Raw genomic sequence first — 21,832 nt, 5'->3', positions numbered from 1 at the left:
AAACCTCAAATTCTTATTTGAAGCGCTAGTTATAAAATGCCTTGCATTGTTATAAAAAATCGGAACGGGTTACGGGTATAAATCTTTAAAAACTTATTATAAATGAGTAATCAGTCCCATTAAAAAATGAGACTGATTCCAAAACTTTTATTATTCTTCCAAACGAAGATCTAAACCTAGACCTTTCAATTCGTGCATTAATACATTGAATGATTCTGGCAAACCTGGTTCTGGCATAGTTTCTCCCTTAACGATAGCTTCGTAAGTTTTAGCTCTACCAATAACGTCATCAGACTTAACAGTTAAGATTTCACGTAGTGTACTAGAAGCTCCATAAGCCTCAAGTGCCCAAACCTCCATCTCTCCAAAACGCTGACCTCCAAATTGAGCCTTACCTCCAAGTGGTTGTTGCGTAATCAACGAGTATGGTCCGATAGAACGTGCGTGCATCTTATCATCAACCATGTGTCCTAATTTAAGCATGTAAATTACACCAACAGTTGCTTTTTGTGCAAAACGCTCACCAGTTCCACCATCATAAAGATAAGTATGTCCGAAACGTGGTACGTTAGCTTCATCAGTCAAAGCATTGATTTCGTCAAGAGAAGCACCGTCGAAGATTGGAGTAGCAAATTTTCTACCCAAGTTCATACCAGCCCATCCAAGAACAGTCTCATAAATCTGACCAATGTTCATACGTGAAGGTACCCCAAGTGGATTCAATACGATATCTACTGGTGTTCCATCTTCTAAGAAAGGCATATCTTCGTGACGAACGATTCTAGCAACAATACCTTTGTTACCGTGACGTCCCGCCATTTTATCACCAACTTTTAACTTACGTTTTTTAGCGATATAGATTTTAGCCAATTTCAAGATTCCAGATGGTAATTCATCTCCAACTGTAATAGTGAATTTCTCTCTTCTTAAAGCTCCTTGTAAGTCGTTCAGCTTAATTTTATAGTTATGAATTAAATCATTAACCATTTTATTAGTAGCATCATCAGCAACCCATTGACCTTTACTTAAGTGAGCGAAATCTTCTACTGCGTAAAGCATTTTTTGAGTATATTTTTTACCTTTTGGTAAAACTTCTTCACCCAAATCATTCATTACACCTTGAGATGTTTTTCCGTTAACGATCAAGAATAATTTCTCAACTAATCTGTCTTTTAATTCAACAAATTTAGTTTCGAATTCCATTTCTAAAGCGCCTAAAGCATCTTTATCCTGAGTACGTTTACGTTTATCTTTTACGGCTCTTGCAAATAATTTTTTGTCAAGAACTACACCATGTAAAGATGGAGAAGCTTTTAATGAAGCATCTTTTACATCACCTGCTTTATCTCCAAAGATTGCACGAAGCAATTTCTCCTCTGGAGTAGGATCAGATTCTCCTTTTGGTGTAATTTTTCCGATCAAAATGTCGCCAGGTTTAACCTCTGCTCCAATTCTAATCATACCGTTTTCATCTAAATCTTTAGTAGCTTCTTCAGAAACGTTAGGAATATCGTTTGTTAACTCTTCATTTCCTAACTTAGTATCTCTAACCTCTAATGAATAATCATCAACGTGGATAGAAGTAAAAATATCATCACGAACTACTTTCTCAGAAATTACAATCGCATCCTCGAAGTTGTACCCTTTCCATGGCATGAACGCAACTTTTAAGTTTCTACCTAAAGCTAATTCACCATTTTGAGTAGCATATCCTTCTGATAATACTTGACCAGGAACAACTCTATCACCTCTTCTTACGATTGGTTTCAAGTTGATACTTGTACCTTGATTGGTTTTTCTAAATTTAATTAAATTGTACGTTTTCTCATCAGCATCAAAACTAACCATTCTCTCGTCTTCTGTACGATCGTATTTAATAGTAATGATATTAGCATCTACGTATTCTACAGTTCCATGCCCTTCAGCATTGATCAATACTCTAGAATCTGAAGCTACCTGACGTTCTAAACCTGTACCTACAATTGGAGCTTCAGGACGGATCAAAGGAACTGCCTGACGCATCATGTTTGATCCCATCAACGCACGGTTCGCATCATCATGTTCCAAGAAAGGAATCAATGAAGCAGAAATCGAAGCGATCTGGTTAGGAGCAACGTCTGTATAATGAACTACTGATGGCTCAACAACCGGGAAGTCACCTTCCTCACGAGCAATAACATTGCTCGCTGTAATTTTACCAGAAGCATCCATTTCAATGTTTGCCTGAGCAATCATTTTTCCTTCTTCTTCTTCAGCACTTAAGTAGACTGGAGTACTTTCTAAATCAACTACACCATTAGTTACTTTACGGTATGGAGTTTCAATGAATCCCATTCCGTTTACTTTTGCATAAACACCAAGAGATGAAATCAAACCAATGTTTGGTCCCTCAGGAGTTTCAATCGGACATAAACGACCATAGTGAGTATAGTGAACGTCACGAACCTCGAAACCAGCTCTCTCTCTCGAAAGTCCACCTGGTCCAAGTGCAGAAAGTCTTCTTTTGTGTGTAATCTCAGCTAATGGATTCGTTTGATCCATAAATTGAGATAACTGGTTAGTACCAAAGAAAGAGTTGATAACTGATGATAATGTTTTAGCATTAATCAAATCAATTGGTGTAAACACCTCGTTATCTCTAACGTTCATTCTCTCACGAATAGTTCTAGCCATACGTGCTAAACCAACACCGAATTGTTGAGACAATTGTTCACCAACTGTTCTAACACGACGGTTTGATAAGTGATCAATATCATCAATCTCTGCTTTAGAGTTGATCAATTCGATCAAATATTTAACGATTGTAATGATATCCTCTTTTGTAAGCACTTGCTTATCCATAGGGATATCTAAATCTAATTTTTTGTTCATTCTATAACGACCAACTTCACCTAAGTTATAACGTTGATCAGAGAAGAACAATTTATCTATAATACCACGAGCAGTTTCCTCATCAGGCGGTTCAGCATTACGCAACTGACGGTAAATGTGCTCTACAGCTTCTTTTTCAGAGTTTGTTGGATCTTTTTGTAACGTGTTGTGGATAATAGCATAATCTGCCTGATTGTTATCCTCTTTGTGTAACAAAATAGATTTAACGTTAGAATCGATGATCTCTTCAACATTATCTTTGTCGATAATTGTATCACGATCAAGGATGATTTCGTTACGTTCAATAGAAACTACCTCTCCGGTATCTTCATCAACGAAATCCTCATGCCATGTGTTCAATACACGTGCAGCAAGTCTTCTTCCAATATATTTCTTAATACCCGTTTTAGAAACTTTAATTTCTTCTGCTAAGTCGAAAATTTCAAGGATATCCTTATCTCTTTCGAAACCGATAGCACGGAATAAAGTTGTTACAGGTAATTTTTTCTTTCTATCGATATACGCGTACATTACGCTGTTAATATCTGTAGAGAATTCTATCCAAGATCCTTTAAAAGGAATTACTCTTGCAGAATAAAGTTTAGTTCCATTTGCGTGGAATGACTGTCCAAAGAAAACCCCAGGAGAACGGTGTAATTGTGATACTACAACACGCTCGGCACCATTTATTACAAAAGTACCACTTGGAGTCATGTAAGGTATTGTTCCAAGATAAACATCTTGTACAATTGTTTCAAAATCTTCGTGTTCTGGATCTGTACAGTATAGTTTTAACCTAGCTTTTAAAGGCACACTATAAGTAAGACCTCTCTCTATACATTCTTGAATTGTATAACGTGGCGGATCAACAAAATAATCTAGGAATTCCAATACAAAGTTATTTCTTGTATCTGTAATTGGGAAGTTTTCCATGAAGGTATTGTATAACCCTTCGTTGCCTCTTTCGTCAGATTTCGTTTCTAATTGGAAGAAATCTTTAAAAGATTTAACCTGAACATCCAAGAAATCCGGATAGTCAGGAATATTTTTTGTAGAGGCAAAATTCAATCTTTCAGTCTGATTTGTTATCATCAATGGACAAAATTTTGATTAAAAAAAAGTAATTTTTTTGTGTAAAAACACACTGCGTAGTTTATACTTTCTTTTTAAAATCAATACATCTTTAAAAATAAAACGATAAAATCAGGTTCCATTTTTTTTCTTCGTATTGATCAAAAACTCTTTCGTATATTAAACTATTTGATAATAAAATTTAATGTATTTTATTATACGAAAAATGGTTTAGGCCTTTGAGTGTTAACTCAGGACCTAAACCTAGTTCTTAAAACCGAGTTGAATTATTTTAATTCAACTACAGCTCCAGCTTCTTCTAATGCTTTCTTAAGACCTTCAGCCTCTTCTTTAGAAACACCTTCTTTAACGTTGCTTGGAGCACCGTCAACTACATCTTTAGCTTCTTTCAAACCTAAACCTGTAAGTTCTTTTACTAATTTCACAACTGCTAATTTAGAAGCACCAGCTTCTTTTAATACAACTGTAAATTCAGTTTGTGCTTCTTCAGCAGCACCTTCTCCACCACCAGCAGCAACTACTACAGCTGCAGCAGCAGGCTCGATACCATACTCGTCTTTTAATATTGTTGCTAATTCGTTAACTTCTTTAACTGTTAAGTTAACTAATTGTTCTGCGAATTGTTTCAAATCTGCCATTTTTTCTATCGTTTAAAATGATTTGTAAAAATATAATTTAATTATTGTGCGCTAATTTAAGCAGCAAGGAAGTATTCTTCCTTACATAAATAATTACTCTGCTCCTTCTTCGCTACCAGCGAATTTGTTTTGTAAAGCAGAAATAATTCTTTGAGCTGGAGATTGTAATAACCCAATGATTTCTCCAATAAGCTCTTCTTTAGATTTAATTGTAGCTAATGCATCTAATTGGTTATCCCCAATATATACTTCAGAATTGATGTAAGCTCCTTTTAAAACTGGTTTATCAGATTTCTTACGGAAATCTTTGATAATTTTTCCAGGTGCGTTAGCAACATCAGAAATAAAGATAGCACTGTTACCAGTTAAAACTGTTGGTAAATCACCATAATCATTAGCAGAAGCTTCCATTGCTTTTGCAAGCAAAGTATTCTTAACTACTTCTAATTTGATACCAGCTTTAAAACAAGCTCTACGTAAGTTTGAAGTTGTCTCTGCGTTTAAACCAGAAATATCAGATACATAAATGATATTTGTACCAGCTAACTGCGCAGTTAAATTTTCAATCGCGATTGATTTTTCTTCTCTAGTCATACTAAAAATTTTTAACTACCAATTATACTGCTTTTGGGTCTAATGCAATAGCAGGACTCATTGTGCTTGTAAGGTGGATACCTTTAATGTATGTACCTTTAGCAGCAGTTGGTTTAAGTTTTATTAATGTTTGAATAATTTCGTGTGCGTTGTCAACAATTTGCTCAGCTCCAAAAGAAACTTTACCAATTCCTGCGTGAACGATACCAGTTTTATCAACTTTAAAGTCAATTTTACCAGCTTTAACCTCTTGAACAGCTTTTGCAACATCCATAGTTACAGTACCTGTTTTAGGGTTTGGCATTAAACCTCTAGGTCCTAAAATACGACCTAATGGACCTAATTTACCCATAACAGCTGGCATAGTGATGATAACATCAACATCTGTCCAACCATCTTTAATTTTTTGAAGGTAATCGTCAAGACCAACGTGATCTGCTCCAGCTTCTCTTGCTTCAGCCTCTTTATCTGGAGTAACCAATGCTAATACTTTAACATCTTTTCCTGTTCCGTGAGGTAAAGTTACAACACCTCTTACCATTTGATTCGCTTTTCTAGGATCTACTCCTAAACGAACTGCGATATCAACAGACTCATCAAATTTTGCAGAAGCAACAACTTTCAATAATGCAGCAGCATCTTTTAGAGAGTATAATTTGTTCTTTTCAATTTTTGAAGCAGCCTCTTTTTGCTTTTTTGTTAATTTTGCCATGTCTTTTTCTTAATTAAAAAGGAGCATCTCCTGATACAGTTATACCCATAGATCTAGCTGTTCCAGCAACCATACTCATAGCTTTCTCAATTGTGAAAGCGTTTAAGTCCGGCATTTTGTCTTCAGCAATAGTTCTAATTTGTTCCCAAGTAACGCTAGCTACTTTTTTACGATTAGGCTCACCAGAACCAGATTTTAGCTTTGCAGCTTCCATTAACTGAACTGCTGCTGGAGGAGTCTTAACAACAAAATCGAATGATTTGTCTTTGTACACAGTGATTTGCACTGGACAAATTTTGCCAGGTTTATCCTGAGTTCTAGCATTAAATTGCTTACAGAACTCCATGATGTTAACCCCAGCAGCTCCTAAAGCAGGTCCAACCGGTGGCGACGGGTTCGCAGCACCTCCCTTAACTTGTAGTTTAACTACCTTACTAATTTCTTTAGCCATTTTTAAAAAATTTAACATTGTAATCAATGGAAGCGATTACAATGGTTTATTATAGTGTAACAAAAATTATACTTTTTCTACTTGCATAAAACTTAATTCCAATGGTGTCTTTCTTCCGAAAATCTTAACCATAACTTCAAGTTTACGCTTTTCTTCATTGATTTTTTCAACCGTACCGTTAAATCCGTTAAAAGGACCATCGATCACTTTTACAGTTTCACCCAAACTGAAAGGAATTGCACGAGTATCAGTATTAACTGCTAACTCATCTACTTTTCCTAACATACGATTTACCTCAGATAATCTCAAAGGAACAGGTTCTCCTCCTTTAATTTCTCCTAAAAAACCAATCACACTTGTAATAGATTTAATAATATGAGGTATCTCACCAACTAAATTGGCTTCGATCATAACATATCCAGGGAAATACACTTTATCCTTAGACATTTTTTTTCCCTCTTTCACAGTAACCACTTTTTCAGTAGGAACTAAAACTTGGGAAACATAATCCTCCATCCCTAGTCTGGCAATCTCAGTTTCGATGTAAGCTTTGACTTTATTCTCTTGTCCACTTACAGCTCTAACTACATACCATTTTTTCACATTATTATCTGCCATCACAAAAAAATTATCCTTTTAACCAGTTAAAAAATCCAGCCAAAGCTTTTGCAAAAAATTCGTCTACTCCCCATGTTGCCAAAGCGAACAGAATCGAAAATACAGCCACAACAATTGTCAATTTTTGAACCTCAGCCCATGCTGGCCAAGTAACATTTGACTTTAACTCCTCGAAAGCCTCTGATAAATAATTAGTAACTTTTGTCATTTGATATATTTTTTATTGCACGGGCGGAGGGATTCGAACCCCCATCAACGGTTTTGGAGACCGCTATTCTACCCTTGAACTACGCCCGTAATTAAAGCCAGTTGATTTCAATAAAGAAAATCAACTGGCTTTTTATTTATTTATAGAATTACTCTACGATTTCAGTAACCTGACCAGCACCAACTGTTCTACCACCTTCACGGATAGCGAAACGTAAACCTACGTTCATAGCGATTGGGCTTAATAAAGCAACTTCAATAGTTAAGTTATCACCTGGCATTACCATCTCTACACCTGCTGGTAAAGAAATAACTCCTGTTACGTCAGTTGTACGTACGTAGAACTGTGGACGGTAGTTATTGTGGAATGGAGTGTGACGTCCACCTTCTTCTTTTTTCAAGATATAAACCTCAGCTTTGAATTTAGCGTGTGGTTTTACTGAACCTGGCTTAATAATAACCATACCTCTTTTGATATCAGCTTTATCAATACCTCTTAACAATAAACCTACGTTATCTCCAGCTTCACCTCTATCAAGGATTTTACGGAACATCTCAACTCCTGTAATAGTAGAAGTTAATTTTTCAGCTCCCATACCAATGATTTCAACAGGATCTCCAGTGTTAGCAACTCCAGTTTCGATACGACCTGTAGCAACAGTTCCACGACCTGTAATTGTAAATACGTCCTCAACTGGCATCAAGAATGGTTTAGCTACGTCACGTACTGGCTCTTCAATCCAAGCATCAACAGCTTCCATTAATTCAATAATTTTAGGCACCCAGTTTGGATCATTGTTTAATCCTCCTAATGCAGAACCTTGAACTACAGGACCATTATCTCCATCATATTCGTAGAAAGATAATAAATCTCTAATTTCCATTTCAACAAGCTCTAACAACTCAGCATCATCAACCATATCCACTTTGTTCATGAAAACAACGATTCTTGGAATACCAACCTGACGTCCTAAAAGGATGTGCTCACGAGTTTGTGGCATTGGACCATCTGTAGCAGCAACTACTAAGATAGCTCCGTCCATTTGAGCAGCACCAGTAACCATGTTCTTTACGTAATCCGCGTGACCTGGACAGTCAACGTGAGCGTAGTGACGGTTAGCTGTTTCATACTCTACGTGAGATGTATTAATAGTAATACCTCTTTCTTTCTCCTCTGGAGCGTTATCGATTTGATCAAACGATTTTGCTTGACAGTAACCAGCATCTGACAATACTTTTGTAATTGCAGCAGTTAATGTAGTTTTTCCGTGATCCACGTGTCCAATTGTACCTATGTTTAAGTGCGGTTTGGAACGATTAAAATTCTCCTTTGCCATTTTACTTAATTTTTAATCTTAGTTATATATTAATTTTCAATTTCCTACTTACTTGAGCCAATGTCGGGATTTGAACCCGAGACCTCTTCCTTACCAAGGAAGCACTCTACCCCTGAGCTACACCGGCAGAGCCTTAATTTAATTTTAAGATTTTTCTTATTTTCAAACTTTACAGTTTATAAAACATTCAAAATCTTATTTTTACGTGGGGAGAGCAGGATTCGAACCTGCGAAGTTCACACAGCAGATTTACAGTCTGCCCTCGTTGGCCGCTTGAGTATCTCCCCTAATTTTTAAAATTTCATTATTCTAAAGAACAAATTTCAAATCGCATTTGAAATATTTTTGAGCCGATAGAGGGACTCGAACCCACGACCTGCTGATTACAAATCAGCTGCTCTAGCCAGCTGAGCTACATCGGCGAATGCATTAAAAAAGTCCGCTATTTCTAACGGACTGCAAATGTAACTATTTTATCTTTGAATCAAAACATTTTTCAAAAAAAAATTTCAATTATATATGTGCTCTTATTTTTTCTTTCCTTTTTACCAATAAACGTTCTAACGATTCTGCCGAAAGCTCAACCGCTTCTTCAAATGTCTTGCACTGCTTTTTTACCAAAAAATCATCTCCCGGAACATTAATCTTTATCTCTACTGCCTTGTTTTCCTTATCACTTGTTCTCTCCACTTTTAAAAAAACGTCTGACGACACTACTCGATCGTAATATTTTTCTAACTTATCCATTCTTTCCTGAATAAAATCCACCAATTTTCGGTCAACAGTAAAGTTAACTGCATGAACATCTACCTTCATAATACTAATTTTAGGGTTAAACATTTCAGAAATCATTATTTATTTCGAGGATGCGCATCATTATATGTCTTCTTGAGTTCCGCCAAACTATTATGAGTATACACTTGCGTAGACGCCAAACTCGAATGCCCTAATAATTCCTTAACTGAATTTAAATCTGCTCCATTATTCAATAAGTGAGTTGCAAAAGTATGCCGTAGCACATGCGGACTTTTTTTCACCTTTTCAGAGACCCTACTAAAGTAAGAATTTATTAATCGATACACAAAAGATTCACTCAATTTTAATCCTTTTTTTGAAATAAAAAAATAATCCTCATCTTGAATATTTTCAACCAAAGAACGCTCACTTAAATACACCTTTAATTCATCAGCAACAATAGACAAAACCGGAATAATTCGTTCTTTATTCCTTTTCCCCAAAACCTTAATCACATTTGAAGACAAATCAACATTATACAACATCAAATGTATCAACTCTGCTCTTCGCATTCCGGTTGTATAAAACAAATCGACAATCAACTTATCTCTTACCTCTTCAAAACCAATTGGAACACCTATACTTTGAATCAAATCTCCCAGTTCTTTTTCAGAAAACGGTATTTGAACATTTTTCGGCGTTTTCAAAGCCTTGTGTTTCAACATCGGATTCACATCAATTTGCTTTGATTTCAAAAGAAATTTATAAAACGCCTTCAATGAAGCCATTTTTCTATTAACCGAAACATTAGCAACACCATCATCAACCAAAGAAACAATCCAACTCCTGATTTGACTATAATTCGAATTTTCGATTCCATCTTGCTCGAAATGAAGCTTGTTAAATTCCTCAAAAAACGAAATGTCATTTAGATAAGCACCAACAGTATGCAAAGAATATTTCTTCTCCAACTGAAGATAATCCCGAAAAGCATCTTTATTTGACTTCATTACAACCAATTTATCCATTCATACTTAACCTCAAAATTAAGCATAAAAAAACCGTTAGTGCCAAAATTTCGACAACTAACGGTAATTATTTTTAAAAAGCGTAATACTAACTTTCTAAGCTATCTTTCAAGCCTTGGATGTAAGCAGCTTTTTGAATTTGTGCTCTTTTGATAACAGAAGGCTTAATAAAAGCAGTACGTGCTCTTAATTGACGAACAGTTCCTGTTTTATCAAATTTTCTTTTATAGCGCTTTAATGCTCTATCGATATTTTCTCCGTCTTTAATTGGTATAATTAACATAATATAGACACCTCCTCTCGTTAAGACTGCAAAGGTAAAAATTAATTATGAATTATCAATCATAAATTTTGAATTATTTTTTCTTTATTCTTTAAGCAAATTTCTGGAGATTACTAATTTTTGAATTTCAGTAGTTCCCTCTCCTATTGTACATAATTTCGAATCTCTATAAAACTTCTCTACAGGAAAATCTTTAGTATATCCGTACCCTCCATGAATTTGAACAGCTTCATTGGCAATTTTTACACAAGCCTCAGAAGCATACATTTTTGCCATCGCACCTAATGTTGTTACTGGTTTATGCTGTTGCTTTAAGTAAGCAGCCTTATGCAGCAACAATTCCGAAGCCTCAATTTCAGTAGCCATATCTGCTAATTTAAATGAGATTCCTTGAAAACTACTAATAGGCTGACCAAACTGATATCTTTCTTTGGAATATTTCAGAGCTGCATTATACGCTCCTTTTGCGATTCCTAAAGATAGAGCACCAATTGAAATTCGGCCTCCGTCAAGTATTTTCATTGCCTGGACAAATCCCTGCCCAACTTCTCCAAGTCTGTTTGCATCGGGAACACGACAATTATCAAAAACCAGTTCAGCAGTTTCACTAGCGCGCATTCCTAATTTATTTTCTTTTTTTCCAGATGAAAATCCCGGCATTCCTTTTTCAAAAACAAATGCTGTCATTCCTTTTGAATCCCCTTTTTCTCCAGTTCTAACCACAACTACTGCAATATCACCAGAGATAGCATGTGTTATAAAATTTTTGGCTCCGTTCACCACCCAAAAATCACCATCTTTTACTGCTGTCGTATTCATACCTCCGGCATCAGAACCCGTATTGTGTTCTGTTAATCCCCAAGCACCAATATGTTCAGCCGTGGCTAATTTAGGAAGCCATTTTTTCTTTTGCTCCTCATTTCCAAAAGTCAAAATATGATTTGTACATAATGAGTTATGAGCAGCAACAGACAATCCTATTGAAGGATCAACCTTTGAAATTTCTTCAATAACTGTAATATATTCATGATACCCTAATCCTGAACCTCCGTATTCTTCTGGCACTAAAACTCCCATAAAACCCATTTCTCCTAATTGTTTAAAGAGCGCTATAGGAAAAATTTGAGCTTCGTCCCACTCCATAATATTAGGTCTAATGTTTTTCTCTGCAAATTCTTTAATAGACTGAGCAATCATTGACTGCGTTTCATTATAATCAAAATTCATTTGTTGGCTTTTTTTAGAACTCCAAATATAAACTAATTATTTTTGCTTTTTCAACAGGAAAACCTTTAATTTTTATCAAATCCTCAATATTATTGAAATTTCCATTCATACTTCGATAAGTTATAATCTGCTTCGCCAAAGCATATTTAAAATATGGAAACTGCGATAATTCTTTTAAGGATGCGTCATTAATCGCTATTTTTTTCAAATTGCCCGGAATTACAACTTTAAAATGAGAGCTCAGCTCAGCAATTACTTCAGGCGATAATCCCCAGACATCATTCATTTGTTCCATCAAAACAAAACATCCTAAAATTTCTTTTTGTTTAAGAATCCTAGCCGATAAAGCTTCTCCAATACCATAAATTTTCATCAAATCTTCTTGAGATGCCTGATTTATATCCAAAACAATAATTTTTTCTTTTTTGAATTCTGTTTTTTGAGCATACTCCTTCTTTTCATTTTTAAAATTTGGCTTACTGCGAGTCCAATCCGGAAACTTGAAGAAAGGAGAAATTGCTCTTAGCAAAGAATCTGAAATTTTTGTTACGTTTTGAAATTCTTCAGCAGAGTTCACATATTTATTTTCCTTTCGGAATACCAATAATCTATCAATTTCCGCAACAGACATTCCAAGTTTATAACCTTTATAATCTGAAATAAAATTTGGATTAAAAGAATACTGCATTGGCTTTCTCTCATTTTTAACCATCTTTAGAGAATCTATTTCAGATTGCAGTGACATCCATTGCTCTTTTTCAGGAAAAGATTTTTCGGTCATATTAAAATCTAAAGTGAAATATAAGACCTCTAGTATAATTATAATAACGAAAAGTCCCACTATGCCTGTACGTTGCTGATTTGTAAATTTGAAATAGGATATAAACGGCTTATAATTTTTCATAGTTCTAGTTGCTGATATTAAAAAGAATCCAAAAATATCAATTTATTAAGAATTTTACTAAATTTTTATTTTTACACTGAAATGTATTTTCTAAAATTTTAACCTAAAAAGATTGACAAATCAAAGGCTTTGAAGCTTGTTTTACATGACATTTATGAATATTTTAAACATTTTATAACTTAAAACTCTATAATTGTTTTTATTTTTTACAAAAAACAATACATTTGGCACTTAATAACAATAAACCAATATAATCATATGTCAATTTGGAGAGTTAAACCTATATCTGCTTTTGAAGCCGATATGAAAAAAAGTGATTTAAAAAGAGTTCTTACGAGATGGGGATTGACCTCATTAGGAATTGGGGCAATCATTGGTGGAGGAATTTTCACCTTAACGGGCATCGCTGCTCATGATTATGCTGGCCCAGCTTTGGCTCTGTCTTTTGTTATTGCTGGTATAGGCTGTTTATTTGCTTCACTTTGTTATGCTGAATTTGCTTCGGTATTACCTGTTGAAGGATCAGCATATGCATATGCATACGGAACGATAGGTGAAATTTTTGCGTGGTTCATCGGCTGGAATTTAATTCTTGAGTATATGATGGGAGCCACAACCGTCGCCGTCGCCTGGAGCGGTTATTTTGTAAAACTGATACATTTATTTGGAATAGAATTTCCTATATGGCTCTGTAATGACCTTGCTACTGCGACAGAAAAAATCATCGAACACAATAAAGCTTTCCCTCAGGATTTAATTGACATTCCTACGTTTGCATTTAATTTGCCTGCATTTGTAATTACATGGATTGTTACAGCGATTCTTATAAAAGGAATTAAAGAAGCTGCAAGTACAAACAACATCATTGTAATAGTTAAAATTGCAGTAGTACTTTTTGTAATTATCTGTGGTGCATTCTATATTAATGTAGAAAACTGGCATCCATTTATCCCTACAGAAGTTCCTGCTTTAGATTCTCTTGGAAATGCTACCGGAAAAATGAATTTTGGATTCGGAGGTGTTTTAACCGCAGCAACTATTGTATTTTTTGCTTATATCGGTTTTGACGCGGTTTCAACTCAAGCTGGTGAAGCTATTAATCCTAAAAAAGATGTCCCTTTTGCAATTATTGCTTCATTAGTAATTTGTACGATTCTTTACATTCTTGTATCATTAGTATTAACTGGAATGGTACATTATGATCAGTTAGATAAAGCTGCACCAGTAGCTTCTGCTTTTAGCGAAAACGGATTAACATGGGCCGTATTTATTATCACAATTGCAGCAACTGCAGGTTTAACATCTGTAATGCTTGTGATGATGTTAGGACAAACTCGTATCTTCTTAGGTATGTCTAAAGATGGTTTATTACCTCCATTCTTCAGTAAATTACATACAACTTTCAAAACACCATATAAAAGTACTTTCCTAGTTGGAACGATCATTTCAGTCGTTGCAGCACTTACACCAATTGAAAAAGTAAGTGAAATGTGTAGTATGGGAACATTATTAGCTTTCGGAATGGTTTGTGTGGCTGTAATGATCTTAAGATATAAAAAACCTGAATTAGAAAGACATTATAAAACTCCGGCTGTATATTTGGTAGGAACATTGGGAGTATCTTTCAACTTGTTTTTAATGACTCAAGTAAGACATGAGACATGGATTGCCTTTTTATGCTGGGGAACTTTAGGTATTATAGTTTACTTTGTTTACAGTAAAAAAAGAGCAAAACTTAATAATCTTGAAAATGAAGTTGAAGAGATTTAATCTAAACTCTTGAAAAAATAAAAACCTGTTCATAATTGAACAGGTTTTTTTATGTTGAAAATTGAATAGCAAACTTTACAAATCAAATACAGATGTTCTTTTTGAGCGAATTAAATCTTTCAATCTGATCCAAAAAGCAAGAGTCAAATAAACACCAAATCCTAAACCTGCAGTAACAAAAGAAATATAGATAAAGAACAATCTAACATTGGTTACTCGCATTCCAAGTTTATCTGCCAATCTTGATGAAACATGAAAACCGTACTTTTCAAAAAAGAATTTAAGTCTTAAAATTGTGGACATCTTTTAGTTTTAGATTTTAATTTTCACAAAAGTACAAATTATCTAATCATTTTTAAGCAATTCCAATCCTATTGCGCATTTTAAACAAGCCTTATGGTTACAATATTCATTTTTGAGTTCCAATAAAGTCTGACTTTCAAATGCATTTTTTGATTTCACTCCAAAAGATGCAAACTTCTCTATAATTGCATTTTTTTCAGACGAAACGTCATTCATAAAATCTATTAAATTCTCGGCAATTGCTAATCCCATTATATTTGAATAAGTAAATTGGATTGGGATTATTGTATTGATAATTAATAAATCTAAAAACGGCTTTGACAATGCTTTGGACTTCTTTGGGCTTTCTTTATCAAACTGATAATGATTCTGCCAATAAGGGCTTGCAGAAACACTAAAAAGTTTATAGACATCTTTTACCGACTTTAAATCAATTACTTTTGAAAATAAGTTTTGATAACTATAATAAAGACTTGCCAACTGAGAAAGTCTGATCGTAGGGAAATTATCTGGTCGATGTTTAAAAAACTGAACAGGATCTACATAAGTTCTATCTAAATTGTATTTATGAAGCAGAAAAAAATATCGAAACTTTAAATCTTTAAAATAAACATCTTCTTTTTCAGCATCTAACAAACCACAAAATCCAAAAAGCAAGGCTTCAATATTTTCTATTTCAAAACTTTCTTTTCTTAAAATAGAAAAAGGGATTGACTTCGACATTTGGAAAAAAGAATTACCATTTGTGTTAAGTCCAAAATTTCTGGCTAACATACAAAACAAAACAGCTTCCCAATCTTGGTTTGTCTCCTCTAATAATTGAAAAATAAACTCCGATTTACGCTCTAATCGTTCAAAAAAAAGTCTTTCCTGCCAATTTTTAAAAACGAAATCATCTATTTCATTTAATTGTCTTTCACAAAAAATCCAACTTTTCACAGAAACAAGAGCATTATAATTTGCAATTATTTCCTTTGAAACATAATCTTTCAGAATCAGAACAGGAATTTCGGAATTATTTTCTCTGAAAATTTCAGTATCATGTTCCCAGACAACATGTAAAATTACATTCTCATAAGCAATATCTTTTTCATGATGATGTAAATACCAATCTGATGATTTTAAATGGATTTCGACATTTCCAGCCCATTTTTGTTCATCAATTTTAATTTGAGCATTAAAAAAATCCGGACCGGAAAGTCCTAAATAATCACCCGTTTTAAAAATGACAAGTTCCTCCTTTTGGGCGGTTTTTAAATTCAGAGTACTGAACTTTTTGAATTTCCATAGATAATGAAGAAAATCTTCTTTCATTTTTAGACAATATAATAAGTTTCAAAATCTAAAAATAAAAAAATAAATTAATATTATTCTTACAAAAATTATATTTTTAGCGTAGCATATATAATTTTGCACATGCTCTTGCATCTGATAATGCTTCGTGATGATTTAATTTGATATTCATTTCACGGCAACAATCGCTAAGCTTTGTAGGTTTTATGCCTTTCGCTTTGTAAATTTTTACTGTGCACTCCCATTTTAATGCAATATTCAAATCTTCATAACTTAAGCCATTTGCCAACATCGACTTAATTAATACATTTCGATCAAAACTTTCATTGTGAGCTACCACCACTCTATTCTTTAATCTTTTTTCAATTTCAGGATAAACCTGTACAAATGATTTTGCATTAACCGTGTCACGCGGATAAATTCCATGAACCTGAATTGTAAATGGATTATAAATATTGTTTGGAGGTTTTATTAAAGTAACAAACTCGTCGACTATTACACCATTTTGCACCGTCACGATTCCGACTGAGCAGGGATGAAAACTTGTCGCAGTTTCAAAATCTATTGCAGTAAAATTCATTTTCTAATAATTTAAAAAGAGAAAATCCATAAATCCGATTGGTTAATATCAATCAGATTTATGGATAAATTCTATTTTATGCGTTCTATTTTATTGAACCAATAATATCATATTTTGTAATAATATGGTGCGAACCGTTTCCTAAATCAACTAAAACTGCATCATTTTCTTTTGTAAAAAGCTTTGATACTTCTTCAATAGGAGTACCTAATTTCACAATAGGAAAAGGTTTTCCCATTACTTCCTTAATTGGTTTTTCAGCAACATTTTTATCCGCTACATAACTTCTAAATAAATCCGTTTCGTCAACAGATCCAACAAAACCATTAATATCTACAACCGGAATTTGAGAGATTTTATACTTACGCATACGGTCAATCGCATGCGAAACTAATTCCTCAGTTCTAACAACAATTAATTCTTTATCAATATGATCTTTGATAACATCTTCTGCTTTAGTAATGTTTTCTTCTAAGAATCCACGCTCACGCATCCAATCGTCGTTGAACATTTTTCCAACATAGCGGCTTCCTGAATCATGAAATAAAACCACTACAACATCATCTGGTTTAAAATGTTCTTTTAACTGAAGCAAGCCTTTTATACATGCTCCAGCTGAGTTTCCAACAAAAATACCTTCTTCCAAAGCAATTTTTCTAGTATAAACTGCTGCATCTTTATCAGTAACTTTTGTAAAGCCATCAATCAAAGAGAAATCGACATTTTTTGGTAAAATATCCTCTCCAATTCCTTCTGTAATATAAGAATAGATTTCATTTTCATCAAAAATACCGGTTTCATGATATTTCTTAAAAACAGAACCATAAGTATCTATTCCCCAAATTTTAATGTTCGGGTTTTTCTCTTTTAAGTATTTTCCAACTCCAGAAATTGTTCCTCCTGTTCCAACTCCTACTACGAAATGCGTGATTTTCCCATCAGTCTGTTTCCAGATTTCTGGTCCAGTTTGTTCGTAATGAGCCAATGAATTAGACATATTATCATACTGATTTACATACCAGGAATTTGGAGTTTCTTCAGCCAAACGCTTCGAAACCGAATAATACGAACGAGGATCAGTTGGCTCAACATCAGTGGGACAAACCACAACTTTTGCACCAACGGCACGCAATATATCCATTTTTTCTTTAGACTGTTTGTCTGAGATTACACAGATTAATTTATAACCTTTTACAATAGCAACAAGTGCCAATCCCATTCCAGTATTTCCAGAAGTTCCTTCAATAATTGTCCCTCCAGGTTTCAATCTGCCGTCTGCTTCAGCGTCTTCAATCATTTTAACGGCCATTCTATCTTTTACAGAATTTCCTGGATTAAAAGTTTCGACTTTTGCCAACACTAATGCATCAATTTCAGCAACAATTTTGTTGAGCTTTACAAGCGGCGTATTGCCTATTGTTTCTAAAATATTATTTGAAAAGTCCATTTTACTATAATTTAATATTTGGTTTTAAAAAAATAAATAAAGGCTTAATTTTATTCGAACCAGTTCCAAACCAAACCAAAACGGATTACAAAATCGCGATATGGATTATTCGGCGCCGAATAGTAATCGTTATTAGAAAAAGAAGAATTAAAATGTTCTGCTTTTAAGTAAAAACGAGTTTGACGAATTCTTGCATTCACAAAAAAGTCGAAAGTAGCATAATTACCAATTTCCTTTGTATTTTGAACAAAAAATTCTCCAACAACCGGATTGTAATCATTTCCGTAGTATTTCGTAAAATAATTAAACACAATTCCTGTTTGCATAAATAATGCCTTTTTGAAAAAATAACTAGAATAGTACAGTGTATTTCTGGTTACAAAATCGGGCACATTTACAATTAATTCTGACTGATCCACTTTTTGATACAAAAGTGTATTATCAAAACCAAATCGCCCAAATTTAAATTCTTTGTTAGCCTTTATAGAAAAATAATTAATTACATTTCCATATTGTGCTGGATTTATAATTTGTGTATGAGCCAAAGCCTGAGCATCTGTAGAAACATCAGCAAAATATAAATGGTCTTTTAACACCGAATATTGAACTTCTGCATTCAACCAAGGCGTGAAAACATTTGCTCCAAGTTGATTGATTTTTTCGTTTTTAAAATCATTAGACCAATTATACTCAATATAACTACTTTGATATAAATTATAATTATTATTTGGCAGTTTATTTATGTTACGATATCTAAAATCAAATTGAAAATCTTTGTTTAAATTATATCTTAATTTCGCATCTAAGTCCGAAAGCGATTGATTTGTAATTGACCTAGTGTACAAGAAACGTCCGTTCCATTTATTTTTTTGATATTCATATTGTCCACCAACATTATTAATCTGCAAAAATAGATTGTCAGGAATAATATGCCCGTTCTCTCTTACAATGATTCTATTGTACTCATAATTTGATCTATAGTCATCAATGAAGAAATAGAATTTTCCTAAAAGGGAATTTTCATAGGCAAGTCCTGCTTTATTATACAGTTTTTCAAAACGAGTACGATCATTAATATTACTTGTCACATATGATTCCCCAAAACGCTGAACTGGCGTAGTACCTACTGTAGAAAGAACAGTTGGCTGCTTGTATTCAAAGAACTTATATTCATAATTAAATTGATGAGTAACAAATAAGTTATTATCACCTCCTTTAGAATTGATTCTGAATGCATGATCAAAAAAGAAACGATGTCCTTTTAATAAAGATTCTGCATCTGTTAAATACACCTGCAAACGCTGACGGTTTTTAAAATCAGGATCATTACTTTCGAAATCCTTCGGTGTTGTTATTCCTCCATTTTCTTCATTTGTAACATCCTGATATGTTACATGAGCATTCAAAATATATCGTTTATCTGTAGTGGCATAACTGGTTGTAAATCTAAAATTCCCAACACTTACTAATTGGTTAATATAATTTCCTTCTGAACGAAGTCCTCTGTAGGCAATTGAAAAATTCAGATTTTTAGAGGTGTTTAATGTAATAAATGAGTCAACATTTTGTCCTTTATTAATAGTAGTATTAAAGAACAACTCTGTAAAAGGCGTTGCGGCAGAATAATATTTAATATCCGAAACCTGCATATAATCAAAATGTTTTCCTGAAAAACCAATTTCTGGATAAGGTGAAAAACTATTCAGACTATATTGTAAGGTATTATATGTCTGTCCAATATTTGAGAATTCTAAAAGACCGAAATTATCCTTGCGGAGATAATTTTGTCTGTATGCACTTTTCAATGTTAAAGATGTATCAGCATAAGTAGTATCATGCTCTAAAGTGATAATCTGGTATTGCTCAATTTTAGCTATTAAAGATTTTTTCTTTTTTACAGTATCTGTAATACTTGAATATTTCGTGTTCATATCCAAATTATTTTTAGAAGTGTTTTTTTCTTGAGAAAACAATAAGGCGGGCATTATCATTAGATATAGAAAAAAGAGTATTCTCATTTGATAGCTTTATATTGAAATTATATTCGACAAAATTAGTCAAGCAAAGGTAAAAGATAAAAACGTATAAAAAAACAAATCAGTATGAATGAGGAGTTTTTATCACAATAAAAAAACCCCCAATCAAAATGATTGAGGGTTTTATAAAAATCAAAATATTTATTTCTTACCAGTTAGGGTTTTGTCCTAAACCTGGGTTTGTATTCATTTCAATTTGTGGTATTGGCCAAATGAATTTGTAATCAGTATAAGGCAAAGCTGGCACACCAAATGGACCTGGGTAAGCAGTTCCTAAAGTGTATAATGCAGCAGCTGGAGCAGCATTAGCAAGTTTTGCAGGAATACCGTTGATTGGAGCAATATCATCATTTTGTAATCTGTGGATATCAGACCATCTACGACCTTCCATTAAAAACTCAATTCTTCTTTCAATAAGAATCGCTGGAACTAAAGTTTGCGGCGTATTTAAAGTAGCTGCAGTATAAGCTTGAGTTAAAGGATTAGCTAACGATCTGTTTCTTACTTGGTTCAATAAAGCCAAAGATGAAGTTAAACTTGAAGCAGTATTTAAACGAGCTTGAGCTTCTGCCATGTTCAATAAAACCTCTGCATATCTAATAACAGGAGCAGCATCTGTCAAGTTAACAATATCAGAATATTTGTTAGTATATTTTCTACCAGCAACAGTTTTGATCATAACACCTTCTTCTCTTCTTTTATCATCAACTAACCATTTTGGTTCTCTCCAAATGATTGGGCTAATGTTAACTAAAGCTCTACTGTTCAAGATACTAGCTAAAGCAGCATTAACCTGAGGGTTAGAAGTAGCTGAGTGAGCGATAGAGAAAATAGACTCTGAGTTTGTTAAGTTACTAGCTGGTACAAATGGGTCACCTGGCTTAGCAGTCAAAGTATATTTACCATTTAATTTAGTTCCTTCAACAACTACATTTGCCCAGTCTCTTTTTTGAAGATAAACTCTCGTTTTGAAAGCAATTGCAGCATTTTTAGATGCTCTTGAAGTAGTTGCAGTTGTAATTAATTTTTCAGCATCATCTAAATCAGCAAGTACTTTAGCATAACATTCTGCTACAGTATTTCTAGGTTTTGCATTTTCAGAATCAATTTCTGCTTGAGTATTTACACCAACTTCTCTGTAAGGAATACCTAAATGGGTAGCTCCTGCAGTATGGTTGTAAGGTCTAGCAAAATAATTCAACAACTCAAAATGTGTAATCGCTCTTAAAAATTTAGATTGACCAATATAGTCATCACCTACAGCTTTAGTAATAACACCTTTTGCAACTGCATCATTAACTCCTTCGATCATTAAGTTACATCTGTTGATTAATCTGTAACCGTCAACCCAGTAGTAAACGTTATTTGCAGATGTTGGATCGTAAGTTTGAGTATATGTTAATTGGTAGAAAGTAGCATTGTTTACTGCATCTTCTCCCATACATTCACCTTGCTCAACAAAAGCAGCTCCCCATACGTATCCTCTACCACCATTTGAAGTACCACTGTTGTAAGTACCAATAGCTGCAGCATTGTAAACACCAGCCATATAAGTTTCTATATAAGTTGGAGTTGTAAAAGCAAGGTCAGTTGGAACGTTATTTATAGGTACAAGGTCTAAGATCTTTTCTTCAGTACATGAGCTCATCCCAAGTACTACTGCAGAAAGTAAAATTGATTTTATTATATTTTTCATATTTTTCATA

General features: G+C 33.8%; 20 protein-coding genes and 4 tRNA genes. 1 reads left to right on the top strand and 23 read right to left on the bottom strand.

Annotation, left to right across the window (positions count from 1 at the left end):
- Window positions 1–150: 150 nt before the first annotated feature.
- From rpoB to GQ47_RS19480, 17 genes are all read right to left on the bottom strand, one after another.
- Window positions 151–3,963 (bottom strand): DNA-directed RNA polymerase subunit beta, encoded by a 3,813-nt coding sequence (gene rpoB / locus GQ47_RS19560; protein ID WP_026730428.1) that lies wholly within the window; start codon window positions 3,961–3,963, stop codon window positions 151–153.
- 266 nt (window positions 3,964–4,229) lie between these two features.
- Entirely contained in the window at window positions 4,230–4,601 is a 372-nt protein-coding gene (gene rplL / locus GQ47_RS19555) for a 50S ribosomal protein L7/L12 (protein ID WP_026730429.1), read from the bottom strand.
- 93 nt (window positions 4,602–4,694) lie between these two features.
- The gene (gene rplJ, locus GQ47_RS19550) at window positions 4,695–5,195 is read right to left on the bottom strand and encodes a 50S ribosomal protein L10 (protein ID WP_035651992.1); all 501 of its coding nucleotides are present in this window, start codon (window positions 5,193–5,195) and stop codon (window positions 4,695–4,697) included.
- Window positions 5,196–5,217: 22 nt separating this feature from the next.
- Window positions 5,218–5,907 carry a 50S ribosomal protein L1 gene (gene rplA / locus GQ47_RS19545; protein ID WP_012024013.1) on the bottom strand — a complete coding sequence of 230 codons (690 nt, stop codon included), beginning with the start codon at window positions 5,905–5,907 and terminating at the stop codon, window positions 5,218–5,220.
- Between the two features lie 13 nt (window positions 5,908–5,920).
- Window positions 5,921–6,358: a 50S ribosomal protein L11 gene (rplK, locus tag GQ47_RS19540; protein WP_008466923.1), complete on the bottom strand. Its 438-nt coding sequence runs from the start codon at window positions 6,356–6,358 to the stop codon at window positions 5,921–5,923.
- Window positions 6,359–6,424: 66 nt separating this feature from the next.
- On the bottom strand, window positions 6,425–6,976 hold the full coding sequence (gene nusG, locus GQ47_RS19535) for a transcription termination/antitermination protein NusG (protein ID WP_031456759.1): 552 nt from the start codon (window positions 6,974–6,976) through the stop codon (window positions 6,425–6,427).
- Window positions 6,977–6,986: 10 nt separating this feature from the next.
- A complete protein-coding gene (secE, locus tag GQ47_RS19530; protein WP_008466927.1) occupies window positions 6,987–7,184 on the bottom strand; it encodes a preprotein translocase subunit SecE in 198 nt (65 codons plus the stop codon).
- Window positions 7,185–7,202: 18 nt separating this feature from the next.
- Window positions 7,203–7,273: transfer RNA gene (locus GQ47_RS19525), tRNA-Trp, on the bottom strand.
- 59 nt (window positions 7,274–7,332) lie between these two features.
- Window positions 7,333–8,520, bottom strand: coding sequence for an elongation factor Tu (tuf, locus tag GQ47_RS19520; protein WP_026730432.1), 1,188 nt, complete (start codon window positions 8,518–8,520; stop codon window positions 7,333–7,335).
- A gap of 55 nt (window positions 8,521–8,575) precedes the next feature.
- Window positions 8,576–8,647, bottom strand: a tRNA-Thr gene (locus GQ47_RS19515).
- A 79-nt stretch (window positions 8,648–8,726) separates the two neighbouring features.
- Window positions 8,727–8,807, bottom strand: a tRNA-Tyr gene (locus tag GQ47_RS19510).
- A 61-nt stretch (window positions 8,808–8,868) separates the two neighbouring features.
- Window positions 8,869–8,942: transfer RNA gene (locus GQ47_RS19505), tRNA-Thr, on the bottom strand.
- 91 nt (window positions 8,943–9,033) lie between these two features.
- The gene (hpf, locus tag GQ47_RS19500; RefSeq protein ID WP_035652108.1) at window positions 9,034–9,336 is read right to left on the bottom strand and encodes a ribosome hibernation-promoting factor, HPF/YfiA family; all 303 of its coding nucleotides are present in this window, start codon (window positions 9,334–9,336) and stop codon (window positions 9,034–9,036) included.
- A 35-nt stretch (window positions 9,337–9,371) separates the two neighbouring features.
- Window positions 9,372–10,265, bottom strand: coding sequence for a tyrosine-type recombinase/integrase (locus tag GQ47_RS19495; RefSeq protein WP_035652107.1), 894 nt, complete (start codon window positions 10,263–10,265; stop codon window positions 9,372–9,374).
- A gap of 106 nt (window positions 10,266–10,371) precedes the next feature.
- Window positions 10,372–10,566: a 30S ribosomal protein S21 gene (gene rpsU / locus GQ47_RS19490; RefSeq protein WP_026730435.1), complete on the bottom strand. Its 195-nt coding sequence runs from the start codon at window positions 10,564–10,566 to the stop codon at window positions 10,372–10,374.
- An 84-nt stretch (window positions 10,567–10,650) separates the two neighbouring features.
- Complete coding sequence (locus GQ47_RS19485; RefSeq protein WP_035651989.1) at window positions 10,651–11,793, bottom strand: acyl-CoA dehydrogenase family protein; 1,143 nt, start codon at window positions 11,791–11,793, stop codon at window positions 10,651–10,653.
- A gap of 13 nt (window positions 11,794–11,806) precedes the next feature.
- Complete coding sequence (locus GQ47_RS19480; RefSeq protein ID WP_035651987.1) at window positions 11,807–12,697, bottom strand: ComEA family DNA-binding protein; 891 nt, start codon at window positions 12,695–12,697, stop codon at window positions 11,807–11,809.
- Between the two features lie 258 nt (window positions 12,698–12,955).
- Between GQ47_RS19480 and GQ47_RS19475 the strand changes: the two genes are divergently transcribed.
- On the top strand, window positions 12,956–14,467 hold the full coding sequence (locus GQ47_RS19475; protein ID WP_035651985.1) for an APC family permease: 1,512 nt from the start codon (window positions 12,956–12,958) through the stop codon (window positions 14,465–14,467).
- 75 nt (window positions 14,468–14,542) lie between these two features.
- Here the strand turns inward: GQ47_RS19475 and GQ47_RS19470 are convergent, their stop codons facing one another.
- The 6 genes from GQ47_RS19470 to GQ47_RS19445 form a co-directional block, all read right to left on the bottom strand.
- Window positions 14,543–14,770, bottom strand: a complete 228-nt coding sequence (locus tag GQ47_RS19470) for a PspC family transcriptional regulator (RefSeq protein WP_035651982.1) — start codon at window positions 14,768–14,770, stop codon at window positions 14,543–14,545.
- 42 nt (window positions 14,771–14,812) lie between these two features.
- On the bottom strand, window positions 14,813–16,084 hold the full coding sequence (locus GQ47_RS19465) for a DUF2851 family protein (RefSeq protein ID WP_035651979.1): 1,272 nt from the start codon (window positions 16,082–16,084) through the stop codon (window positions 14,813–14,815).
- Window positions 16,085–16,160: 76 nt separating this feature from the next.
- On the bottom strand, window positions 16,161–16,643 hold the full coding sequence (locus GQ47_RS19460) for a 3'-5' exonuclease (protein WP_035651977.1): 483 nt from the start codon (window positions 16,641–16,643) through the stop codon (window positions 16,161–16,163).
- Between the two features lie 85 nt (window positions 16,644–16,728).
- Window positions 16,729–18,090: a pyridoxal-phosphate dependent enzyme gene (locus tag GQ47_RS19455; RefSeq protein WP_035651974.1), complete on the bottom strand. Its 1,362-nt coding sequence runs from the start codon at window positions 18,088–18,090 to the stop codon at window positions 16,729–16,731.
- 50 nt (window positions 18,091–18,140) lie between these two features.
- Entirely contained in the window at window positions 18,141–20,108 is a 1,968-nt protein-coding gene (locus GQ47_RS19450) for a putative porin (protein WP_035651971.1), read from the bottom strand.
- A 166-nt stretch (window positions 20,109–20,274) separates the two neighbouring features.
- The gene (locus tag GQ47_RS19445; protein WP_035652105.1) at window positions 20,275–21,822 is read right to left on the bottom strand and encodes a RagB/SusD family nutrient uptake outer membrane protein; all 1,548 of its coding nucleotides are present in this window, start codon (window positions 21,820–21,822) and stop codon (window positions 20,275–20,277) included.
- Between the last annotated feature and the right edge of the window lie 10 nt (window positions 21,823–21,832).

Origin of the sequence: Flavobacterium sp. ASV13 (assembly GCF_000745775.1) — a bacterium.
Taxonomy (GTDB): domain Bacteria; phylum Bacteroidota; class Bacteroidia; order Flavobacteriales; family Flavobacteriaceae; genus Flavobacterium.
This window is presented reverse-complemented; position numbering and strand designations above follow the sequence as displayed.

What these genes read in the sequence shown, in the direction of transcription:
- rpoB (WP_026730428.1), bottom strand. Translation starts at nt 3,963, where the DNA reads ATGATAACAAATCAGACTGAAAGATTGAATTTTGCCTCTACAAAAAAT.
- rplL (WP_026730429.1), bottom strand. Translation starts at nt 4,601, where the DNA reads ATGGCAGATTTGAAACAATTCGCAGAACAATTAGTTAACTTAACAGTT.
- rplJ (WP_035651992.1), bottom strand. Translation starts at nt 5,195, where the DNA reads ATGACTAGAGAAGAAAAATCAATCGCGATTGAAAATTTAACTGCGCAG.
- rplA (WP_012024013.1), bottom strand. Translation starts at nt 5,907, where the DNA reads ATGGCAAAATTAACAAAAAAGCAAAAAGAGGCTGCTTCAAAAATTGAA.
- rplK (WP_008466923.1), bottom strand. Translation starts at nt 6,358, where the DNA reads ATGGCTAAAGAAATTAGTAAGGTAGTTAAACTACAAGTTAAGGGAGGT.
- nusG (WP_031456759.1), bottom strand. Translation starts at nt 6,976, where the DNA reads ATGGCAGATAATAATGTGAAAAAATGGTATGTAGTTAGAGCTGTAAGT.
- secE (WP_008466927.1), bottom strand. Translation starts at nt 7,184, where the DNA reads ATGACAAAAGTTACTAATTATTTATCAGAGGCTTTCGAGGAGTTAAAG.
- tuf (WP_026730432.1), bottom strand. Translation starts at nt 8,520, where the DNA reads ATGGCAAAGGAGAATTTTAATCGTTCCAAACCGCACTTAAACATAGGT.
- hpf (WP_035652108.1), bottom strand. Translation starts at nt 9,336, where the DNA reads ATGAAGGTAGATGTTCATGCAGTTAACTTTACTGTTGACCGAAAATTG.
- GQ47_RS19495 (WP_035652107.1), bottom strand. Translation starts at nt 10,265, where the DNA reads ATGAAGTCAAATAAAGATGCTTTTCGGGATTATCTTCAGTTGGAGAAG.
- rpsU (WP_026730435.1), bottom strand. Translation starts at nt 10,566, where the DNA reads ATGTTAATTATACCAATTAAAGACGGAGAAAATATCGATAGAGCATTA.
- GQ47_RS19485 (WP_035651989.1), bottom strand. Translation starts at nt 11,793, where the DNA reads ATGAATTTTGATTATAATGAAACGCAGTCAATGATTGCTCAGTCTATT.
- GQ47_RS19480 (WP_035651987.1), bottom strand. Translation starts at nt 12,697, where the DNA reads ATGAAAAATTATAAGCCGTTTATATCCTATTTCAAATTTACAAATCAG.
- GQ47_RS19475 (WP_035651985.1), top strand. Translation starts at nt 12,956, where the DNA reads ATGTCAATTTGGAGAGTTAAACCTATATCTGCTTTTGAAGCCGATATG.
- GQ47_RS19470 (WP_035651982.1), bottom strand. Translation starts at nt 14,770, where the DNA reads ATGTCCACAATTTTAAGACTTAAATTCTTTTTTGAAAAGTACGGTTTT.
- GQ47_RS19465 (WP_035651979.1), bottom strand. Translation starts at nt 16,084, where the DNA reads ATGAAAGAAGATTTTCTTCATTATCTATGGAAATTCAAAAAGTTCAGT.
- GQ47_RS19460 (WP_035651977.1), bottom strand. Translation starts at nt 16,643, where the DNA reads ATGAATTTTACTGCAATAGATTTTGAAACTGCGACAAGTTTTCATCCC.
- GQ47_RS19455 (WP_035651974.1), bottom strand. Translation starts at nt 18,090, where the DNA reads ATGGACTTTTCAAATAATATTTTAGAAACAATAGGCAATACGCCGCTT.
- GQ47_RS19450 (WP_035651971.1), bottom strand. Translation starts at nt 20,108, where the DNA reads ATGAGAATACTCTTTTTTCTATATCTAATGATAATGCCCGCCTTATTG.
- GQ47_RS19445 (WP_035652105.1), bottom strand. Translation starts at nt 21,822, where the DNA reads ATGAAAAATATAATAAAATCAATTTTACTTTCTGCAGTAGTACTTGGG.